Annotated in this window: 19 protein-coding genes and 1 pseudogene; 12 read left to right on the top strand and 8 right to left on the bottom strand. The window is 59.9% G+C overall.

Features of this window, described 5'->3' with window-relative positions:
* Nucleotides 1-120 precede the first annotated feature (120 nt).
* Nucleotides 121-1,485: an HlyD family type I secretion periplasmic adaptor subunit gene (locus tag J9870_RS07750; protein ID WP_210643391.1), complete on the top strand. Its 1,365-nt coding sequence runs from the start codon at nucleotides 121-123 to the stop codon at nucleotides 1,483-1,485.
* A gap of 148 nt (nucleotides 1,486-1,633) precedes the next feature.
* On the opposite strand, the gene J9870_RS07745 is transcribed toward J9870_RS07750, so the two are convergent.
* Nucleotides 1,634-2,230 (bottom strand): DTW domain-containing protein, encoded by a 597-nt coding sequence (locus tag J9870_RS07745; RefSeq protein WP_210643390.1) that lies wholly within the window; start codon nucleotides 2,228-2,230, stop codon nucleotides 1,634-1,636.
* Nucleotides 2,231-2,232: 2 nt separating this feature from the next.
* Nucleotides 2,233-3,126 (bottom strand): LysR family transcriptional regulator, encoded by an 894-nt coding sequence (locus tag J9870_RS07740; protein ID WP_135844254.1) that lies wholly within the window; start codon nucleotides 3,124-3,126, stop codon nucleotides 2,233-2,235.
* A gap of 184 nt (nucleotides 3,127-3,310) precedes the next feature.
* Between J9870_RS07740 and speB the strand changes: the two genes are divergently transcribed.
* From speB to J9870_RS07720, 4 genes are all read left to right on the top strand, one after another.
* Entirely contained in the window at nucleotides 3,311-4,261 is a 951-nt protein-coding gene (gene speB, locus J9870_RS07735; RefSeq protein WP_003198979.1) for an agmatinase, read from the top strand.
* Nucleotides 4,262-4,270: 9 nt separating this feature from the next.
* Nucleotides 4,271-4,678, top strand: a complete 408-nt coding sequence (locus J9870_RS07730) for a nuclear transport factor 2 family protein (RefSeq protein ID WP_210643389.1) — start codon at nucleotides 4,271-4,273, stop codon at nucleotides 4,676-4,678.
* Between the two features lie 54 nt (nucleotides 4,679-4,732).
* Nucleotides 4,733-6,235 (top strand): cytosine permease, encoded by a 1,503-nt coding sequence (locus J9870_RS07725; RefSeq protein ID WP_210643388.1) that lies wholly within the window; start codon nucleotides 4,733-4,735, stop codon nucleotides 6,233-6,235.
* A 135-nt stretch (nucleotides 6,236-6,370) separates the two neighbouring features.
* The gene (locus J9870_RS07720; protein WP_210643387.1) at nucleotides 6,371-7,759 is read left to right on the top strand and encodes a sodium:solute symporter; all 1,389 of its coding nucleotides are present in this window, start codon (nucleotides 6,371-6,373) and stop codon (nucleotides 7,757-7,759) included.
* 278 nt (nucleotides 7,760-8,037) lie between these two features.
* Here J9870_RS07720 and J9870_RS29675 read toward each other — a convergent pair whose 3' ends face one another.
* Together J9870_RS29675 and J9870_RS07715 are read right to left on the bottom strand one after the other, a co-directional pair.
* Entirely contained in the window at nucleotides 8,038-8,166 is a 129-nt protein-coding gene (locus J9870_RS29675) for a PA1414 family protein (protein ID WP_281728958.1), read from the bottom strand.
* Nucleotides 8,167-8,305: 139 nt separating this feature from the next.
* Nucleotides 8,306-9,199 carry a LysR family transcriptional regulator gene (locus J9870_RS07715; RefSeq protein ID WP_210643386.1) on the bottom strand — a complete coding sequence of 298 codons (894 nt, stop codon included), beginning with the start codon at nucleotides 9,197-9,199 and terminating at the stop codon, nucleotides 8,306-8,308.
* A 103-nt stretch (nucleotides 9,200-9,302) separates the two neighbouring features.
* On the opposite strand from J9870_RS07715, the gene J9870_RS07710 reads away from it, so the two are divergent.
* Nucleotides 9,303-10,475 (top strand): MFS transporter, encoded by a 1,173-nt coding sequence (locus J9870_RS07710; protein WP_210643385.1) that lies wholly within the window; start codon nucleotides 9,303-9,305, stop codon nucleotides 10,473-10,475.
* Here the strand turns inward: J9870_RS07710 and J9870_RS07705 are convergent, their stop codons facing one another.
* A complete protein-coding gene (locus J9870_RS07705) occupies nucleotides 10,476-11,921 on the bottom strand; it encodes an NCS1 family nucleobase:cation symporter-1 (RefSeq protein ID WP_210643384.1) in 1,446 nt (481 codons plus the stop codon). It abuts the gene before it with no gap.
* A gap of 446 nt (nucleotides 11,922-12,367) precedes the next feature.
* A complete protein-coding gene (locus tag J9870_RS07700) occupies nucleotides 12,368-13,204 on the bottom strand; it encodes a S1-like domain-containing RNA-binding protein (protein WP_014337103.1) in 837 nt (278 codons plus the stop codon).
* A 329-nt stretch (nucleotides 13,205-13,533) separates the two neighbouring features.
* On the opposite strand from J9870_RS07700, the gene J9870_RS07695 reads away from it, so the two are divergent.
* From J9870_RS07695 to J9870_RS07685, 3 genes are all read left to right on the top strand, one after another.
* A complete protein-coding gene (locus J9870_RS07695; RefSeq protein WP_025212437.1) occupies nucleotides 13,534-13,722 on the top strand; it encodes a hypothetical protein in 189 nt (62 codons plus the stop codon).
* A 190-nt stretch (nucleotides 13,723-13,912) separates the two neighbouring features.
* Nucleotides 13,913-14,629 (top strand): TorF family putative porin, encoded by a 717-nt coding sequence (locus J9870_RS07690; protein WP_210643383.1) that lies wholly within the window; start codon nucleotides 13,913-13,915, stop codon nucleotides 14,627-14,629.
* Between the two features lie 80 nt (nucleotides 14,630-14,709).
* Nucleotides 14,710-15,576: a DUF6279 family lipoprotein gene (locus J9870_RS07685; protein WP_210643382.1), complete on the top strand. Its 867-nt coding sequence runs from the start codon at nucleotides 14,710-14,712 to the stop codon at nucleotides 15,574-15,576.
* 123 nt (nucleotides 15,577-15,699) lie between these two features.
* Here the strand turns inward: J9870_RS07685 and J9870_RS07680 are convergent, their stop codons facing one another.
* Nucleotides 15,700-16,092 carry a transcriptional regulator gene (locus J9870_RS07680; protein WP_210643381.1) on the bottom strand — a complete coding sequence of 131 codons (393 nt, stop codon included), beginning with the start codon at nucleotides 16,090-16,092 and terminating at the stop codon, nucleotides 15,700-15,702.
* A gap of 185 nt (nucleotides 16,093-16,277) precedes the next feature.
* Between J9870_RS07680 and J9870_RS07675 the strand changes: the two genes are divergently transcribed.
* The 3 genes and pseudogenes from J9870_RS07675 to J9870_RS29425 all read left to right on the top strand — a co-directional run.
* On the top strand, nucleotides 16,278-17,009 hold the full coding sequence (locus J9870_RS07675; RefSeq protein WP_210643380.1) for a thioredoxin family protein: 732 nt from the start codon (nucleotides 16,278-16,280) through the stop codon (nucleotides 17,007-17,009).
* Nucleotides 17,010-17,260: 251 nt separating this feature from the next.
* On the top strand, nucleotides 17,261-17,533 hold the full coding sequence (locus J9870_RS07670; RefSeq protein ID WP_210643379.1) for a hypothetical protein: 273 nt from the start codon (nucleotides 17,261-17,263) through the stop codon (nucleotides 17,531-17,533).
* A 51-nt stretch (nucleotides 17,534-17,584) separates the two neighbouring features.
* A pseudogene (locus J9870_RS29425) lies at nucleotides 17,585-17,746 on the top strand (transcriptional regulator); the annotation flags it as partial.
* A gap of 328 nt (nucleotides 17,747-18,074) precedes the next feature.
* On the opposite strand, the gene J9870_RS07665 reads toward J9870_RS29425, so the two are convergent.
* The gene (locus tag J9870_RS07665) at nucleotides 18,075-18,530 is read right to left on the bottom strand and encodes a hypothetical protein (protein WP_134923254.1); all 456 of its coding nucleotides are present in this window, start codon (nucleotides 18,528-18,530) and stop codon (nucleotides 18,075-18,077) included.
* Nucleotides 18,531-18,709: the final 179 nt, after the last annotated feature.

The following is an 18,709-nucleotide window of genomic DNA, read 5'->3' as shown; positions in this document are numbered from 1 at the left end:
ACCTCGGTTCCAGTGAGATCGCGTTAGCTTCATCGCGGGCAAGCCTTGCTCCCACAGATAACCCTCTCAAGCCACAGGTATGTGTTCGGCTTATTTCACTTAACTGACGGGTATCGCCCCATGTCTGCTCAAACACCCGATTCAGCTGCCCGAAGCTACTTCGGCAGTTTCAGCAAAAGCGCCGAAAGCGAGTTCATGGCGGAAACCGCTGGTGCCACCCTGCAGGACTCGCCGCGCCGCTCGCGCGTCACCGTGTGGTTGGCCGCCGGGTTGATCGTCACCGGATTGGTCTGGGCAAAATTGGCGGTCCTGCAGGAAGTCACCACCGGCGAAGGCAAGGCGATTCCGTCGAGCAAGGTCCAGGTGATCCAGAACCTGGAGGGCGGCATCGTCACCGAGATTTTCGTGCGCGAAGGGCAGATGGTGAACAAGGGCGACACCTTGCTGCGCCTGGACGACACGCGATATCTGTCAAACAAAGGCGAGAGCGAAGCCGACCGCTATGCCTTGACCGCCCAGGTCGAGCGCCTGTCAGCCGAGGCCGAGGGCCGGCCATTCAAGCTTTCAGCCGAGGTGATCGCCAAGGCCCCGCAAGTGGCCGAGGACGAGCGCTCGCTGTACGAACAACGGCAACGGCGCCTGGCCAGCGAACAACGGACCCTGACCGAACAACTGCGACAGAAGACCCAGGAACTGGCGGAGTTTCGCTCCAAGCAAGGCCAGTTCAGCTCGGCCCTGGCCTTGCTGCAAGAAGAGATGAACATGTCCGCGCCGCTGGTACGCACCGGTGCGGTGTCGCCGGTGGAGATCCTGCGGCTCAAACGCAGCGCGGTGGAAATCCGCGGCTCGCTCAACGCCACCACCTTGGCGATTCCAAGGGCCGAATCGGCGATCAACGAGATCAAGAGCAAAATCGATGAGTCGGAACAGACCTTCCGCTCCGAGGCAGCCAAGGACCTCAACGAGAAACGCACAGAGCTGTCGAAAATCACCGCCTCAAGCATCGCCATCGATGACCGCGTGACCCGCACCACTGTGGTTTCGCCGGTGCATGGGGTGATCAAGCAACTGAAGGTCAACACCATCGGCGGCGTCGTGCAGCCGGGCAGCGACATGGTGGAAATCGTGCCCCTGGAAGACAACCTGCTGATCGAAGCCAAGGTTCGCCCCCAGGACGTGGCATTCCTGCATCCGGGCCAGAAAGCCATGGTCAAGTTCAGCGCCTACGACTACACCATCTACGGCGGGATGAGCGCCAAACTCGAACTGATCGGCGCCGACACCATCACCGACGACAAGGGCAACAGCTTCTACCTGATCCAGGTGCGCACCGATAAAAACCACTTGGGCGGTGATGCCAAACCGTTGCTGATCATTCCTGGGATGGTGGCGACAGTGGACATCATTACCGGGGAGAAAAGCGTGCTGGATTACTTGCTCAAGCCGGTGTTGAAAGCGCGGACCGAGGCGATGCGTGAGCGGTAGTTTCTAGCTGGGATCTTCTCTGATCATGCGGCCGCCATCGCGAGCAGGCTCGCTGCACATTGGATTTGTGCTGATCACAAATCTTGTGTGCACTGAAGTTCAACTGTGGGAGCGAGCTTGCTCGCGATGGCGTCGGCGAGGACAACCATTATTTCTCAGCATGGTTACGCCGAAACGTCTCCTCCCCCATCGCCACAATCTGCCCCTCGATCAACGCCTCGAACGGCCGCAACAACGGCTCGAAGCTGGTCGGTGCTTCAAGGGTCTGCAATGCCTGGACAATCGCCTCCACCGTCGACAACGCACCCGGTCCCGGGGCCTTGCGCAAGCGATAACGGGACACCCCGCCTTCGGCCAAGGTCACCCTCGGCAGCGCCGCCAGCAGCGGGTTGAGGTGCAGCAACTTGCGCGCCTTGCGCCAGGTACCGTCGGGCACGACCAACAGCAGCGGCTCATCGGACGAAACATAAGCCTGCAGCGGCTGCGCCTCGTCGCCGGGAAACAGCAACCGCGCCCGATAACCCGGAGGGTTGAGCAAGCTGGGTAAATCCTCGAACACCTCGCCCACGACCAACTCGGCATTGTTGAGCCCCAACGCCGCCAAGCGGGCGGTGTTCAAGGCGTGGCTCACTTCGCTGGGATGCTGCAACAGCAGGACCCGGGTGCGGCTGTCGAGGTTGGGGATCAGCGTGCACAAACAGTGGCTTTGTGGCCTGAGGCAGCGTGGACATTGGATTCTGGACATGATCAGGCCTGATTCAGTTGAGCTTTGAGCAAATCACGGAACGTCTGGATCAGCGGCTCGCGGCTGCGGCCACGGCGTACGATCATTGAAAACGGCGCCTGGTAACCGAAGGTAGCCGGCAGCAGCACGCGCAAATCGCCCTTGTCAGCCCAAGCCTGAGCGTAGTGTTCGGGCAGGTAACCAATGTAGGCACCGGACAGCACCAGGATCAATTGCGCCTCCATGCTCTCCACCGTCGCCGCGCTGTGCTTGAAACCGTGGCGGGCCAGTTCGGCCTGGCTCCAGTAACCGCGTCCGACCATGCGCTGCTGGGTGATGACTTGTTCGGGGATGCGCCGCTCGTTGAACAACGGATGGCGGTTACTGCAGTACAACCAATGTTGCTCGCGGTACAACGGCATGTAGACCAGCCCGCTCATGCGCGTGGAAAACGCACCGATGGCCAGGTCCAGGCGGTTATCCTGCACGCCAAGTTGCAGCTCATAAGGGCTCATGACCGACAGGTGCAGGTGCACCGCCGGATGCTCCTGGCTGTAGGCGCCGATGGCTTCGGCGAACGGCAAGGCCTTGTCGCTGACGGTGGAATCGATCACCCCCAGGTTCAGCGTACCGCGCAATTCGCCCTTGAGCGCGGCGGCGTACTGTTCGAAACCTTCGAGTTCAGCCAACAGACGCAAGGTTTCCTGATGGAACAACTCGCCCTTGCTGGTCAGGCTGAACCCGCCCCGGCCGCGATGGCACAGCACCAGGCCCAGGGCCGATTCGAGCTGGCTCATGTAGGTGCTGATGGCCGAGGTGGAGAGGTTGAGTTCGTGCTGGGCGTTGGCGAACCCTTGGTGCCGGACCACGCTGACGAAGATGCGCAGCAGTTTCAGGTCGGGTAGAGCGTTGGCCATTGAAGGGCTCCAGTACAGGCGGTGGGAACGATCGGCGGGGACTGCGCTGGATCGAAGTCTATCGCCCTGCCCGCCATTAGTTTAGAAAATTCTGAACTAAGTATTTGCCCGCAGCGATTCTTCCACTCCCCCGCTTTTCGCAGAATCGGCCCCTGATAAATAAAACAACGATGAGGCCCTACCCGTGGACAAGATTCTTCACCAACCACTGGGCGGCAACGAAATGCCGCGCTTCGGCGGCATCGCCACCATGATGCGACTCCCCCATTTGCAAACCGCGGCCGGCCTGGACGCTGCATTCGTCGGCGTGCCGCTGGACATCGGAACCTCCCTGCGCGCCGGCACCCGATTCGGCCCCCGCGAGATCCGCGCCGAATCCGTGATGATCCGCCCCTACAACATGGCCACCGGCGCCGCACCGTTCGACTCGCTGTCAGTGGCCGACATCGGTGACGTGCCGATCAACACCTTCAACCTGCTGGATGCGGTGCGGATCATCGAGGAGTCGTACCACAAGATCCTCGAACACAACGTCATCCCCCTGACCCTGGGCGGCGATCACACGATTACCCTGCCGATCCTGCGGGCCATCCACAAGAAGCACGGCAAGGTCGGACTGGTGCACATCGACGCCCACGCCGATGTGAACGATCACATGTTCGGCGAGAAAATCGCCCACGGCACCACCTTCCGCCGCGCCGTGGAAGAAGGCCTGCTCGATTGCGACCGTGTGGTGCAAATCGGCCTGCGGGCCCAGGGCTATACCGCCGATGATTTCAACTGGAGCCGCAACCAGGGTTTCCGCGTGGTCCAGGCCGAAGAGTGCTGGCACAAATCCCTCGCCCCGCTGATGGCTGAAGTGCGCGAGAAAGTCGGCGGCGGCCCGGTGTATCTGAGCTTCGACATCGACGGTATCGACCCGGCCTGGGCCCCAGGCACCGGTACCCCGGAAATTGGTGGGTTGACCACCATCCAGGCGATCGAAATCGTCCGTGGCTGCCAGGGCCTCGACCTGGTGGGTTGCGATCTGGTAGAAGTCTCGCCGCCGTACGACACCACCGGCAACACCTCGCTGTTGGGCGCCAACCTGCTGTACGAGATGCTCTGCGTACTGCCCGGCGTGGTTCATCGCTGAGGCGCGCCCATGAACGAACAGGATCAAGTGCTCAAGGCCGCCGCACAACTGGTGTCGGCCTTCGCCCGCAATGACCGTGACGCCTACTTCGGCGCGTTCACGGCCGATGCGAGTTTCGTGTTCCACACCCTCGAACAGCCCCTGCTGTCACGCGATGCCTACCAGGCGTTGTGGGACCGCTGGCGCTCCGAGGATGGCTTCGAGGTGCTCACGTGCACCTCAAGCAACGCCTTTGTCAGCCTGCAAGGGGACGTGGCGGTATTCATCCATGACGTGGCCACCGAGCTGCGCATGCAAGGGGAGCTTCACTTTAGCCAGGAGCGCGAGACCATTGTGTTTCGCCAAGAACAACAAGGCCTATGGCTGGCCTGCCATGAACATTTGTCCGCAATGCCGGAAGGGCTGCCACCCCCTTAGCCAAACAGGCGACGCTCGCACACGATGAGCGCGCCTTTATGATCGGAGCAGGTCATGAATAACAATAACGACAACAGCCTTACGCAAATCGAAACCTTCGGGGTCGAACAGATCCCGGACCACGAACGCACCGCCGGCCCAGGCGATTTGTTTCGCCTGATCTTCGGTGGCGCCAATACCTTTGCCACCGCCGTGCTTGGCAGTTTCCCGGTGCTGTTCGGCCTGTCGTTCCAGGCTGGTGTCTGGGCGATTGTGCTGGGGGTGTTGCTGGGTTCGATCATCCTCGCCCCCATGGGTTTGTTCGGCCCACTCAACGGCACCAACAACGCGGTTTCTTCCGGTGCGCACTTCGGCGTGCACGGGCGGATCGTCGGTTCATTCCTGTCGTTGTTGACCGCCATCGCGTTCTTCTCATTGTCGGTGTGGAGTTCCGGGGATGCGTTGATCGGTGGTGCCAAGCGGTTGATCGGCGTGCCGGAAACCGACCTGAGCCTGGGCCTGGCCTACGGCCTGTTCGCCTTGCTGGTCTTGACCGTGTGCATCTACGGCTTTCGCTTCATGTTGTGGGTCAACCGCATCGCCGTGTGGGCCGCCAGCCTGTTGTTCCTGCTGGGCATCCTGGCCTTCGCGCCGACCTTCGACAGCCAGTTCGCCGGCACCGTCAGCCTCGGCCAGCCGGGCTTCTGGGCGGCGTTCATCGGCGCGGCGCTGGTGGCCATGAGCAATCCGATCTCCTTCGGTGCGTTCCTCGGTGACTGGTCGCGCTACATCCCGCGCAATACCCCCAAGCGGCGCATCATGCTGGCGGTGATCGCCGCGCAACTGGCGACGCTGATCCCGTTCCTGTTCGGCCTCGCCACCGCCACCATCGTGGCGATCAAGGCGCCGGACTACATCGCGGCCAACAACTACGTAGGCGGCCTGTTGGCGGTCTCGCCGAGCTGGTTCTTCCTGCCGGTGTGCCTGATCGCGGTGATCGGCGGCATGTCCACCGGCACCACGTCGCTGTATGGCACCGGCCTGGACATGTCCAGTGTGTTTCCACGGGTGCTGTCGCGGGTCAAGGCGACGTTGTTGATCGGCGTGCTGTCGATTGCCTTCATCTTCATCGGCCGCTTCGCGGCGAACCTGGTGCAGAGCGTGTCCACCTTCGCGGTGCTGATCATCACCTGCACCACGCCGTGGATGGTGATCATGATCATCGGCCTGCTGGTACGGCGCGGCTTCTACTGCCCGGATGACCTGCAAGTATTCACCCGTGGCGAAACCGGCGGGCGCTACTGGTTCAGCCACGGCTGGAATTGGCGCGGCCTGGGGGCATGGATCCCCAGCGCGCTGGTGGGATTGTGCTTCGTCAACCTGCCGGGGCAATTCGTCGGGCCGCTGGGTGAACTGGCCGGCGGGATCGACATCAGCCTGCCGGTGACCCTGGGGTTGGCTTCGGTGGTGTACCTGGCGCTGCTGGGGCTGTTTCCAGAGCCGGCGGCGGTGTATGGGCCGGATGATCCGCGTAGCAAGGGCTCTTCGGCGCCAATCGATAGCCCCGCCACCGCCTGACTGTCGTTCCCACGCTCTGCGTCACGCAGGAACGCAGAGCGTCCCAAGTGGTATTTCCACGCAGAGCGTGGGAACGATCAGTGCACCGTTTCGCCCTGACTTCACTATAAAAAAAACAATTGGAGACACGCCATCATGGCTTTGGATTTAATCGTCGTTCTTCTCTACGCCACCGGCATGATTGCCCTGGGCTGGTACGGCATGCGCCGCGCCAAGACCCGTGACGACTACCTGGTTGCCGGGCGTAACCTGGGCCCGGGCTTTTACCTGGGCACCATGGCAGCCACCGTGCTGGGCGGCGCATCTACCATTGGCACCGTGCGCCTGGGCTACGTCTACGGCATTTCCGGGTTCTGGCTGTGCGGCGCCATCGGCCTGGGCATCGTCGGCCTGAGCCTGTTCCTCGCCAAGCCGTTGCTCAAGCTCAAGATCTACACCGTGACCCAAGTGCTGGAGCGCCGCTACAACCCGGCCGCGCGCCACGCCAGTGCGCTGATCATGCTGGTTTACGCGCTGATGATCGGCGCCACCTCGACCATCGCCATCGGCACCGTGATGCAGGTGCTGTTCGGCCTGCCCTTCTGGGTGTCGATCCTGGTCGGCGGCGGTGTGGTGGTGCTGTATTCCACCATCGGCGGCATGTGGTCGCTGACCCTCACCGACATCGTGCAATTTTTAATCATGACCGTCGGCCTGGTGTTCCTGCTGATGCCGATGTCCATCAGCGATGCGGGGGGCTGGGACGCAATGGTGGCGGCCTTGCCGGCCAGCTACTTCGATTTCACCGCCATTGGCTGGGACACCATCCTCACTTACTTCCTGATCTACTTCTTCGGCATCTTCATCGGCCAGGACATCTGGCAGCGGGTGTTCACTGCCCGCAGCGAAGGCGTGGCCAAAGTCGCCGGCACCGCCGCTGGCCTGTACTGCGTGCTGTATGGCCTGGCCGGCGCTTTGATCGGCATGGCGGCCAAGGTATTGCTGCCGGACCTGGAAAACGTCAACAACGCCTTCGCCAGCGTCGTCCAGACCAGCCTGCCCAACGGCATACGCGGGCTGGTGATCGCCGCGGCCCTGGCGGCCTTGATGTCCACCGCAGCGGCGGGCCTGCTCGCGGCGTCCACCACGGTGGTCCAGGACTTGCTACCGCGCCTGCGCCAGGGTCGTGAAAGCGGCAGTGGCGACGTCCACGAAAACCGCATTGCCACCCTGCTGCTGGGCTTGGTGGTGCTGGGCATCGCCCTGGTGGTCAGCGACGTGATCAGCGCCCTGACCCTGGCCTACAACCTGTTGGTGGGCGGCATGCTGATCCCGTTGATCGGTGCCATCTACTGGAAACGCGCCACTACCGCCGGCGCGATCACCAGCATGTCGTTGGGCTTTTTGACCGCGCTGTTTTTCATGCTCAAGGACGGCCTGGACGCCAACACGCCGATCTACTACAGCCTGAGCGTGGCGCTGGTGAGTTTTGTATTGGTGAGTGTGTTGGCGCCGCGGCCGGGAGTGGTGGCCAAGGTGGTTTGATCAACGACTGAAAGCGGTTTTCTTCGAGGGGTGTGGCGCCGGTTGCCACACCCTTTTTTTCGCCTGTTATAGCTCGGATCCAGGCGATGAGAACCCTGTGGGAGCGAGCTTGCTCGCGATCACGGTGTATCAGGCAATATCAATGGTGGCTGATGCAATGCTATCGCGAGCAAGCTCGCTCCACATTGGTTTGTCTTCAGGCATAAAAAAGATCGCAGTTCCGGGCCATCTCAACTGAAATGGTCCGGAACTGCGATCTCTTCAAATTCCTGGTGTGTTTACCGGCGGCGCGGTTGGCGGCGGCGTTGCTCGTCATCGGTGCGGATCGGTACCGGCTGTATCGGCGGCTCGATCAGCCCCAACGCGACACCCAAGTCGTGAAGCCAGTTCTGGATTTTCTCTTTCATCGTGGTGCCCCCTCAGGGTGGTACGAGCGGCAGATTTCTGTGGCCCCTTCGCACTGATAATAGTCCGATGTTCTACGCAATGCTCGTCTCAGTTTGCAATGATCTGTTACTGAATTGATCCAAATCCACCTCCCGGAGTTCAAGCCGATTGCGCCGTCGTCATGGGCACTCGCGGCCAGGCCTGTTGCTGCAATTCGATCCAGGCGTTCAGGTTCGCCCCGACCATGCCTTTGCGCCACATCAACCACGTGGTAGCGCTGGCAAATGGCTCGGCCAGCGGATGCGCCGTCACCCGCTCGCGGCCCGGCAGGCTGGCAAGCATCGACTCGGACATCAACGCCACCCCGGACCCGGCGATCACACACGCCAGCATCCCCTGATAAGACTCGATTTCCATCGCCCGGCCCATGGCGGCATGGTCATGGGCAAACCAGGCTTCCAAGCGCATCCGGTACGAGCAACCACGTCGGAACGTGAACACCGCGCGGCCCTGCACATCCAGCGCGCTGCGTACCGGCGGATGATCGGCCTCGGTAATCAGTACCAACCGCTCGTCGCATAACGGCACGCCATCGAGCCCCGCCAACTCCAGCGGGCCATCCACCAACGCCGCGTCGAGACGATTGGTGAGCAAGCCTTCGAACAATTCGCCACTGGGCCCGGATTGCACCTGCAGATTCACCGCCGGATACGCCCGATGATAGGCCGCCAACAGGTCCGGCAAATGCGTTGCCGCCGTGCTGTACATCGTGCCTAGCAGGAAATCCCCGGCCGGCTGCCCGCCCTGCACGGCGGCATGGGCTTCGTCGTGCAAGGCGAAAAGCTTGGCCGCATAGTCCAGCAAGACTTTTCCCGCCGGGGACAACTGCAATCGCTGACGCTCCCGCAGGAAAAGGTCCACGCCCAATTGCTCTTCAAGCTGCTTGAGCCGGGTCGAGAGGTTCGATGGCACCCGGTGCAGGCGCTCGGCGGCCCGGGTGATGGAACCTTCCTCGGCCACGGCCTGGAAAATCCGTAATTGGCTGAACTCCACGACATTCTCCAAAAAAGAACAAGTTACTCACTATTATTCATTTTTAATGAAAGTCAATCAGTCCTAGCCTGACGGTCATTCGCCTAAACGCTGGAGAACGACCATGTCACCTCTTACTCGTCTGCTCGGCAGCTTCATCGCCCTGATGATGGCCATGGGCATTGGCCGCTTCGCCCTAACGCCCCAGTTACCTCATTTGATCGGCGAAGGTCAGCTCGACTTGACCGCCGCCGGTCTGATTGCCGCCGCCAACTACCTCGGTTACTTCCTCGGCGCGCTGGACGCCATGTTCGCCCGCCGCCCGGAACAGGTGCGCCGGCGCTTGCTCGGCGGCCTGTGGTTGTGCGTGCTGCTGACCTTGGCGTCGTTCTGGGCCTGGGGCTTCTGGCCGCATCTGGCACTGCGCTTTGGCACCGGTGTGGCGAGCGCCTGGGTGCTGGTGATGATCACCGCCCTGAGCCAACCCTTGGCAGCGGCGGCGGGACGACCACGGCTCGGCGCCCTGGTGTTTGCCGGCCCTGGATTGGGGATTTTCCTGACCGGCTTGCTCGCCCTGGGCTCGAACCTGCTGGGCCAGACCTCTGCGACCCTGTGGCTGGTGTATGCCGGCGTGGCATTAGCGATGCTGCTGGTGATTCTGCCGATTCTGCCGCACCCCGCCGCAGCCGCTACCGTCACAGCGCCAGTCAGCGTCTCGCCGAACCGTGGCATCGCTCGGCTTGGCGTGGTGTACGCCCTGTACGGCGTGGGCTACATCATCCCGGCCACCTTCCTGTCGCAAATGGCCTCGGCGCAGTTCCACGGGCAATGGCAAGCAGATCTATTCTGGCCTTGCTTCGGCCTGGCCGCAGCCACTGGCGTGCTGCTGGTCAGCCTACGTCGCCCCAACCCGAACACCACCGGTCGCTGGCTGATCGGTACCCTCTGGCTGCAAGCCGCCGGGGTGTTCGCCTGCCTGCTGGGCAGCGGGCCGGGGCTGGCGTTGGGCGTGATCCTGTGTGGCGGACCTTTCCTGGCCTGCATGCAACTGGTGATGCAGCGCTCTCGGGAACAGGCGCCCCACGCCACCCAGCGCAACGCCGGGCTGCTGACTGCCTGCTTTGCCGTGGGTCAACTGAGTGGGCCGTTGCTGGCAGCGCTAAGCAGCCACTTCAGTGGCGGCTTGCAACCGGCGTTGATCATTGCCGGCAGCGGTCTGCTGCTGGCCGGCGGGCTGTTGCTGCGGCCCGCCAGCCGGGGCGCGGTGAACCCTTGCGCCCAGACTGCCCTGCGCTGATCAGGCCTGGCCGAGCGATGGGCTCAGGTGCACGGTTGTCTCGCGCCGCGCCAAGGCGAAATACAACACCCCGCCGAGGAAGCAACCGGTGAACCAGGCGAAGTTGGCCATCGGTTGCAGCAGCGGCGTGAAGGTGATCGCCACGCCCATCAGCGTCGCCGGAACCAACGCCTTGACCGCCGTCCAGTTGATGCCACCGGTGTAGTAGTAGCGCCCACTCGGACCGTCATTGAACAGCGCGTCGACGTCGATCTGCTGCTTCTTGATCAGGTAGTAATCCACCAGCAGGATCCCGAAGAGCGGGCCGATGAACGCCGCCAACACGTCCAGGGTGTAGTGGATCACTTCGGGGTTGTTGAACAGGTTCCACGGCGTGATGAAAATCGAGGCCAGCGCCGCGATCATGCCACCGGCGCGCCAGCTGATTTTGCTGGGCGCGACGTTGGCGAAGTCGAACGCGGGGGAGACAAAGTTGGCGACAATATTGATGCCGACGGTGGCGGTCACGAATGCAAAGGCGCCCAACAACACGGCCACGTCATTGTCGATGCGTGCCACGGTGGCGATCGGGTCATGGAGCATTTCACCGAATACCGGCAAGGTCCCGGAAACAATCACCACCGTCACCAGGGAGAACGCCAGGAAATTCACCGGCAGGCCCCAGAAATTGCCCCGACGCACGTCAGCCATGCTCCGGCAGTAACGGCTGAAATCGCCGAAATTCAGGGTCGGGCCGGAAAAGTACGACACCACCAGCGCCGTCGCCACAATCACCTGGCCGAAAGCCTGCCAGCCGGACAAGGATTTCTCCGCCAGGGTGAAGCTGATGTTGCTCCAACCGGCCTTCCATACGATCCAGCCAGCCAACAGAAACATCACCGCGTACACCACCGGCCCGGCCCAGTCGATGAAGCGACGGATCGACTCCATCCCCGTCCAGAACACCAGCGCCTGGACGAACCACAGGCCGAGGAAACCGAACCAACCCAGGTAGGACAAACCGGCAAATTGCGGCGTGGCATAGGCTTCCATCGCAGGAAAAAACCGCAGCACCACAATGATCAGCGCGCTGGAAGCCAGGTACGTCTGAATGCCGTACCAGGCCACGGCGATCAGGCCCCGGATGACGGCAGGAATATTCGCCCCGAACACGCCGAACGCCAGCCTGCAAATGACCGGATAAGGCACCGCCGCCTGTTGGCTCGGCCTGGCGACCAGATTGGCAATCAACTGCACGATGCAAATCCCGCCCAGCAATGCGATCAACACCTGCCAGCTCGCCAGGCCCAAGGCGAACAGACTGGCGGCAAACACATAGCCGCCCACGCTGTGCACATCACTCATCCAGAACGCGAAGATGTTGTACCAATTCCATTTCTGCGGCAGCGGGCCCAGGTCCTCGTTATAGAGGCGGGGGCTGTAGCCGTTGGGCAATTGCTCGGACATTGCGGGGCTCCTTTTGAGTACCGCCGTGCCCCCGGGTCAACCTGTTCACCATACTGCGCACGGGAGCCGGCATGGTTTGTATACGCGTTTCTACGCAGAATGCGTGCCATAGGTGGGAAATGTAAGACAAACCGCGGTGTGTAGCGCAGAGGAACATCGCGCAAGAGCAGGCACACGCCCATGAACAGGGCGTGAGTGCATGCTAAAGGTGCAGAGTTTTGTATACAGCGAAGATCAATCTGTGGGAGCAAGGCTTGCCCGCGATGAAGGCCATGCGGTCGTTCAGAGACTTGATCGTTCCCACGCTCCTGCGTGGGAATGTCGCCAGGGACGCTCCGCGTTCCGCTTCTGGAAGGTGACGCAGAGCGTCACGGGATGCATTCCCACGCACAGAGCGTGGGAACGATCAGACACACCGAAGTGGCATGTTCGAGGGGAGGTTGCAGTTAGCTCAACTCGATCCGATCAGCATGAATGACAATCTGCCCATTCTTGTACAGCGCACCAATGGCTTTCTTGAAGTTGCCCTTGCTTACGCCAAACAGGCTGCTGATCAGTGCCGGGTCGCTCTTGTCACTGACCGGCAACGTGCCGTTGTTCTCCCGCAACTTGGCGAGGATCTTGGCGTTCAGGCTGGTGGCGGCTTCCTGGCCCACTGGCTGCAGGCTCAGGCTGATCTTGCCGTCCGGGCGGATTTCCTTGATGAAACCTTTTTCCTGTTTGCCGGCGCGCATGAACTTGAAGATTTCGTTCTTATGGATCAAGCCCCAGTGCTTGTTGTTGATAATCGCCTTGAAGCCCATGTCGGTGGCTTCGGCGACCAGCAGATCCACTTCCTGCCCTGGCGTGTAGTTGGCCGGTGTCTTGTCCAGATAACGATCCAGGCGCGCCGTGGCGGTGATGCGCCGGGTGTGCTTGTCGAGGTAGACGTGCACCACGCAGTACTCGCCGGCGGTCATCTGGCGCTTTTCTTCGGAATACGGCAGCAGCAAGTCCTTGGGCAGGCCCCAGTCCAGGAACACGCCGATGCTGTTGACCTCGACCACTTTCAGGCTGGCGAACTCACCGACCTGCACTTTTGGTTTTTCGGTGGTGGCGATCAGTTTGTCGTCGCTGTCCAGATAAATGAAAACATTGAGCCAGTCTTCATCTTCGCTGGGAATATCCTTGGGGATATAACGGTTGGGCAGCAGGATTTCGCCGTCCGCACCGCCGTCCAGATATAAACCGAAGTTAGTGTGTTTAACCACTTGCAAACTGTTGTAGCGCCCGACTAAAGCCATTTCCAATACCCTCATTGCGTGGGCGGCATTCTACCCGGTTTTGCGGCGCGATTCGTGGGCGCAGGCAAAAGGCCCTGCGCAACCGTTGATTTTCCTGGGTTTTCACTCAAGGTTTGGCCATTCGTCAGGCGAGGACCGGCTCGAATCACCCGCCATTGGCGTTATATTTCCCCCACGGTTGTTATTTAAAACAGTGGCTTAGGGCAATAATTGACGCATGAACCGGGCATAACTCCAGCCCCATCACGGATAAATCAGGAGGATATTTGCCAAGCTATTGTCAAGTATTTCCTGTACGATGCCTGGCCCAATTAATTATCTTTAGGTTAATGGCCGTCATGCGCGTAAAAGCATCCAACAGCAAATCAAAGCCAGCTCCAGCCGTTGAAACCAGCGAGTCGATCAACGACCAGATTGCTGCGTTCCTCAAGTCCGGCGGTGAGATCCAGCAAATTGCCAAAGGCGTCAGCGGCCAGACATTCGGCCCGTCCAAGCAAATCAGCCTGGGCAAGAAGTAACCCGCGCGTCACCTGGTCCCAGAGCGCTTTGAGCTTCGAAGCGCTTGGACTGGAACCTCTCCTGCTTCCTTCCATTTCGTATAAATCGACGAACGGCCTTCGCTGCCGTGTATTCGCCGGTATGCTTTCACCTCTCTAGCTCAAGCGTTTCAGCTTAGTTCCTGCTCCTCGCTATTTCATGGAGTGAAGCATGCGCATTTCTATTGTTCCGCTGGCGATCAGCCTGCTGACATGTTCCTTGGCCCAGGGGCAAGTTTTCCAACGCGAACTCGGTGACTTCGACCTCAAACTCGGCACCACCCCCAGCCGCAGCATGGCCGAAGGTTTGGTCACCCCGTCGAGTACGGGCTCGTTTCATGGCGGCCTGGACCTGAGCCACGACAGCGGCTGGTACGTCGGCCAATGGTCACCCAGCGCCGGCCTGACCTCGTCCGCCGAGCTCGAAGTCGATTCCTACATGGGCTTTAAACAACCCTTCGACCAGACCCTGGGCTACGAAGTCGGCCTGATCCATTACAGCTACCCCACCGTCGATACCCTCGACAGCCAGGAGTTCTACGGTGGCCTGACTGTGCTTGGCAGCCGTTTCGGCGCAGCCTTGAGCAACGATCCGGACAAACAGAACAGCACGCTGTTCGCCGACCTGGGCGGCAACGTGCCGTTCGGCATTGGCATCAGCGCCAAATACACCACCCACCAGCTCAACACGCCAGTATCGGTAGAGAACGGCTATGTAGGCAGTTTCAGCGACTGGTCGTTGAAAATTTCCCGCCCTTGGAAAGGCCTCGACCTGGACCTGATCTACAGCGACTCAAGCCTCAGCGGCAGCAGTTGCTCGGCCTACTCCGGCCACAACAGCGAATGCGACGGCCTGTTGACCCTCAAAATGGCCCACCCTTTTTACTAAGCGTTACGCATTAATCGGCTGAACTGCCGCGCGCCTGCCATGCTCAAACAAGACACTTACGTTTTTGCAAGGACTCGCTCATGTCGCGCTGGCTCACACGCATCGCCATGTTCCTCGCCCTGCTGCTGACCCTCACTGCCTGCAGCCGCATCGGCCTCGCCTACCGCAACCTCGACCTGATCATCCCCTGGACCCTCAACGACTACCTGGACATCAAAGGCGAGCAAAAAGACTGGTTCAACGAACGCCTCAAGGACCACCTGACCTGGCACTGCACCACCCAGTTGCCCGGCTACCTCGACTGGCTGGACCGTTTGAAAACCATGGTACAAACCAATCAGGTGAGCGACGAAGCCCTGCAACAGCGCACCCAGGAAGCCAAGGCCGCCATCGCCGAAACCGCCCGGGCGATCACCCCATCGGCCATCGAACTCTTGCAAGGCTTAAGCGATGAACAAGTCGCCGACATGGACGCCGCGTTCGTCAAGGACCAGCGCAAACGCCAGCAGCAATACCTCAAGCCGACGTTGCAGCAACAGATCCAGGAACGCAGCGAACGCATGGAAAAACGCCTGAACGACTGGCTCGGCCCACTCAACATCGCCCAACGCCAGCGGGTGATGGCCTGGTCCACCGCCCTGGGCGACCAGAACCAGCAATGGATCGCCAACCGCGCCCACTGGCAGAACCAGTTCAGCGAAGCCGTGGCCCAGCGCCACAGCCCGGATTTCCCGAAACGCATCGAACAACTGCTGGTCAACCGCGAAAGCCTCTGGACCCCCGCCTACCGCGAGGCCTTCAGCAAAACCGAAGCCCAGGCCCGCAGCCTGCTGGTGGACCTGATGGCCGACAGCACCCCGCCCCAGCGCGAACAGTTGCTGAAGAAAATCGACGGGGTGAAGAAGGATTTCACTGATTTGAAGTGCCTGAAAGCGGCACGCTCTTAAAACCACTGATACCGATGTGGGAGCGAGCTTGCTCGCGATAACGGTTGAACAGGCAACACACTTGTTGAGTGTCAGACCGCTATCGCGAGCAAGCTCGCTCCCACAGGGTTCGGTGCATACCTGTCAGGCAATCTGCGCCTTTGAAGCCAACTCATCAAACGTAAACTCATCCAGCGCATCTTCCTGCTCATCCAGCACCTGACGCGGATGATCATTGCCCGGAATGCTGCTGTCGATCAGGCTCAACAACCGCGAGCCACGGGGGGTCAGCACAAAGTTCTCGCCGTTACCGCCCTCTTCCTCCGGCCGAGGCTCGATATAGTTACGCTCCAACAGCAGCTTTTCGTACTCCCCGGCGAGCGCCTTCAGATGATCGAGGTTCTCGATCGCCTCGCCTGCGGCTGCCTTCTCTGCCGCGTACTGCTCCGCATAAGGCCGAGGGGTAAAGCTGTGACCGGCGCCGTTTTGCACTTCGTGCAACAACCGTTCGATCAAGTCCCAGTTATAAGTCGTCATCCTGGTCCATCCTCCAAAGAGTGAGATGCCTACTTAAGGTGTGACCGAGGCGCTGCGTCGCCGTTCAGCCGGGTTTCCGGGTGGTCTCCGCCTTGAGCCGACCAACGGCCTGTCGAATTCTTCCAAGGCCAAACGACCACCTGTTGAAAGCCGATTTCACAGCTCAGCCCACAGGAGAAATCACCATGAACGTAGAGAATCATCCAGTCGTCTCGCGGGAAGAATGGCTCACCGCCCGCCGCCAACACCTGGTCCACGAAAAAGCCTTCACCCACGAACGGGACAAACTCAGCGCCGAACGCCGCGCCCTGCCCTGGGTAAAAATCGACAAACCCTACCGCTTCCAAGGCCCCCACGGCGAACTGAGCCTGGCCGACCTGTTCGGCGGCCGCAGCCAACTGATCGTCTACCACTTCATGTTCGGCCCCGGCTGGACCGAAGGCTGCCAGGGCTGCTCGTTCCTGTCCGACCACATCGACGGCGCCAACCAACACCTGGCCCACCATGACGTGGCCGTGGTGGCCGTCTCCCGCGCCCCGTTCGCCGAATTCCAAGCCTTCAAACGCCGCATGGGTTGGGCCTTCGACTGGGTCTCATCGGAAGGTTGCGATTTCAACTACGACTTCGGCGTCAGCTTCAAAACCGAAGACACCGCCACCGGAAAAGCCAGCTACAACTACGAAAAAACCGACAGCGCCGAAGGCGAACTCCCCGGCCTGAGCGTCTTCTATCGCAACGCAGCCGGCGACATCTTCCACACCTACTCCACCTACGCCCGCGGCCTGGACATATTGGTCGGCACCTACAACTACCTCGACCTGACGCCCAAGGGCCGCAACGAAGACGAAATCATGGATTGGGTGCGGCATCACGATAAATACGAAGAGGCCAAGCCCCATAGCTGCTGCCATGGCTGATGCGCCAACCTGCCCAGTCGAGCGCGATCCCCGTGGCGAGGGAGCTTGCTCCCGCTCGACTGCGCAGCAGTCGCCTGCTTTGCCTGAACCAAAGCCGACAACTGCCAGGCCAAAGGTCCTACATGAAGCTCGGAAAGCGGTGTCTTGTAGCTCAAGAGCGGATCGCCCTATAGTCCCTCGTCGCCCAAAAACGCGGCCGGGTTTGGCGACCCGATCTACAGAGAGGCTCATCAACTTTCGAGGCTCTGATTATGACCAGATACGTGCCCATCACCGGAATCGACTGCGCCCCGGCCACCCTGCTCATCGACACCGAAGCTCCGCTCGACGTCCTCTTCGAAACCGCCGACTACCGCATCCGCACCGTGACCCAACTGCTGGAAAACATCGCGTTCCGTTCGGATATCAGCTCCGATACGGTAGTGCTTTCTGACTTTTGCAAAATGCTGACAATAGCGTTGCGTGATGGGTGTGATGTGATGGACGTGATTGGGAGACGGTTGCGGGCACAGGCTGCTGAGTAACGAAAACGGGCGACCTTTGGTCGCCCGTTTTTCACATGCGCGGAGAGCAAAATTATTGAGACCTTTACAGAATTTGACCCCGCAGAATATCTCAGTACTCCAGAGGCCATTGCGGAGTTCATGAGAGATGCCCGGGAAACCGACGATGCAAGCTACATCGCCAAAGCGATGGAAGTATTCGCACGAGCCAAGGGAATGACCGAACTGTCCAGGGGATGAATCACACGAAAGCGGGCTTTCCTACCTGCAAAAAATCAACATGCTGGCGAGCAAACCCGCAGATCGGGATCTCTTGGGTACAAACAAAATTTTACATCTAAAATCTACACAGATATGTGGTCTATCCCTGAAGAACCGTAGACCAAGGTCAGCCTTTTTTTCAGACATATCAGCTAGTTAGCCGTTAAGTAAGCGCCATTCAAATCTGCCCCCTTTTTCCTTGAAAAGGTCGGGGAAAGAGCACTGTTAAATTGAAGAGTACGGCTCCGCCTTTATAAAAAAAGTGGCCTCTAAAAGGATTCCGACTCGACACACCATCGCCTTAAAAAACATTATTATAGTCATACATATACTCTTCATACTCTTCCAAACTCCAAATATGACCATCTAAACGATCAACCATAAGCATTCCGCCTACTTTTTTCTCCGCAAGACCGACCGACATCAAACTGAAAGACCAGAACAGAGGCGGGCACTGCGTTTGATCCCTCATACCTATAACTCCATTTTGCCCTGCATATTTTTTTGCTATCTCGAATGCAGCATCAAGCAAAACACCTGCACTCCGGTATTCGATAGGAACACTGAAGCATAATATTTTCTCCTTACGTAAAGCAGAAACCACAGCCACAAGCTTCAACCTATTTATGCTTACAAATAAATAGCCACTAAACACCTGCCCACTCTCACAAGAAAAGCTTTTATCAAACAAACGTAGCATCTTAAGCCGCGCTGCATCCACCGGACCACACAAATACAAATCACATCTCTTCTGCATAACACTCATCCTCCTATGGATGGACAATTACGCCACCGTTAAGAATCCCTTCTAATGCACTTGCGGGTACAGAATATGTTGATCCAACCCCTAGCGGCCAAGGATCCCGAATCCCAGCCACACCATTCTCAACTGTATCGACGACGATCGCGTGCGTGGAAAAGGGGACAGATTTATTT

Origin of the sequence: Pseudomonas sp. Tri1, from assembly GCF_017968885.1 — a bacterium.
In the GTDB taxonomy this organism is placed as follows: domain Bacteria; phylum Pseudomonadota; class Gammaproteobacteria; order Pseudomonadales; family Pseudomonadaceae; genus Aquipseudomonas.
Note: the sequence above shows the minus strand (reverse complement) of the source record. Positions and strands in the feature narration are given on the sequence as shown.

Bases quoted from the DNA above. Each gene is read 5' to 3' on its own strand.
- J9870_RS07750 (WP_210643391.1), top strand. From the start codon at position 121: ATGTCTGCTCAAACACCCGATTCAGCTGCCCGAAGCTACTTCGGCAGT.
- J9870_RS07745 (WP_210643390.1), bottom strand. From the start codon at position 2,230: ATGTCCAGAATCCAATGTCCACGCTGCCTCAGGCCACAAAGCCACTGT.
- J9870_RS07740 (WP_135844254.1), bottom strand. From the start codon at position 3,126: ATGGCCAACGCTCTACCCGACCTGAAACTGCTGCGCATCTTCGTCAGC.
- J9870_RS07730 (WP_210643389.1), top strand. From the start codon at position 4,271: ATGAACGAACAGGATCAAGTGCTCAAGGCCGCCGCACAACTGGTGTCG.
- J9870_RS07725 (WP_210643388.1), top strand. From the start codon at position 4,733: ATGAATAACAATAACGACAACAGCCTTACGCAAATCGAAACCTTCGGG.
- J9870_RS07720 (WP_210643387.1), top strand. From the start codon at position 6,371: ATGGCTTTGGATTTAATCGTCGTTCTTCTCTACGCCACCGGCATGATT.
- J9870_RS29675 (WP_281728958.1), bottom strand. From the start codon at position 8,166: ATGAAAGAGAAAATCCAGAACTGGCTTCACGACTTGGGTGTCGCGTTG.
- J9870_RS07710 (WP_210643385.1), top strand. From the start codon at position 9,303: ATGTCACCTCTTACTCGTCTGCTCGGCAGCTTCATCGCCCTGATGATG.
- J9870_RS07705 (WP_210643384.1), bottom strand. From the start codon at position 11,921: ATGTCCGAGCAATTGCCCAACGGCTACAGCCCCCGCCTCTATAACGAG.
- J9870_RS07700 (WP_014337103.1), bottom strand. From the start codon at position 13,204: ATGGCTTTAGTCGGGCGCTACAACAGTTTGCAAGTGGTTAAACACACT.
- J9870_RS07695 (WP_025212437.1), top strand. From the start codon at position 13,534: ATGGCCGTCATGCGCGTAAAAGCATCCAACAGCAAATCAAAGCCAGCT.
- J9870_RS07690 (WP_210643383.1), top strand. From the start codon at position 13,913: ATGCGCATTTCTATTGTTCCGCTGGCGATCAGCCTGCTGACATGTTCC.
- J9870_RS07685 (WP_210643382.1), top strand. From the start codon at position 14,710: ATGTCGCGCTGGCTCACACGCATCGCCATGTTCCTCGCCCTGCTGCTG.
- J9870_RS07680 (WP_210643381.1), bottom strand. From the start codon at position 16,092: ATGACGACTTATAACTGGGACTTGATCGAACGGTTGTTGCACGAAGTG.
- J9870_RS07675 (WP_210643380.1), top strand. From the start codon at position 16,278: ATGAACGTAGAGAATCATCCAGTCGTCTCGCGGGAAGAATGGCTCACC.
- J9870_RS07670 (WP_210643379.1), top strand. From the start codon at position 17,261: ATGACCAGATACGTGCCCATCACCGGAATCGACTGCGCCCCGGCCACC.
- J9870_RS07665 (WP_134923254.1), bottom strand. From the start codon at position 18,530: ATGCAGAAGAGATGTGATTTGTATTTGTGTGGTCCGGTGGATGCAGCG.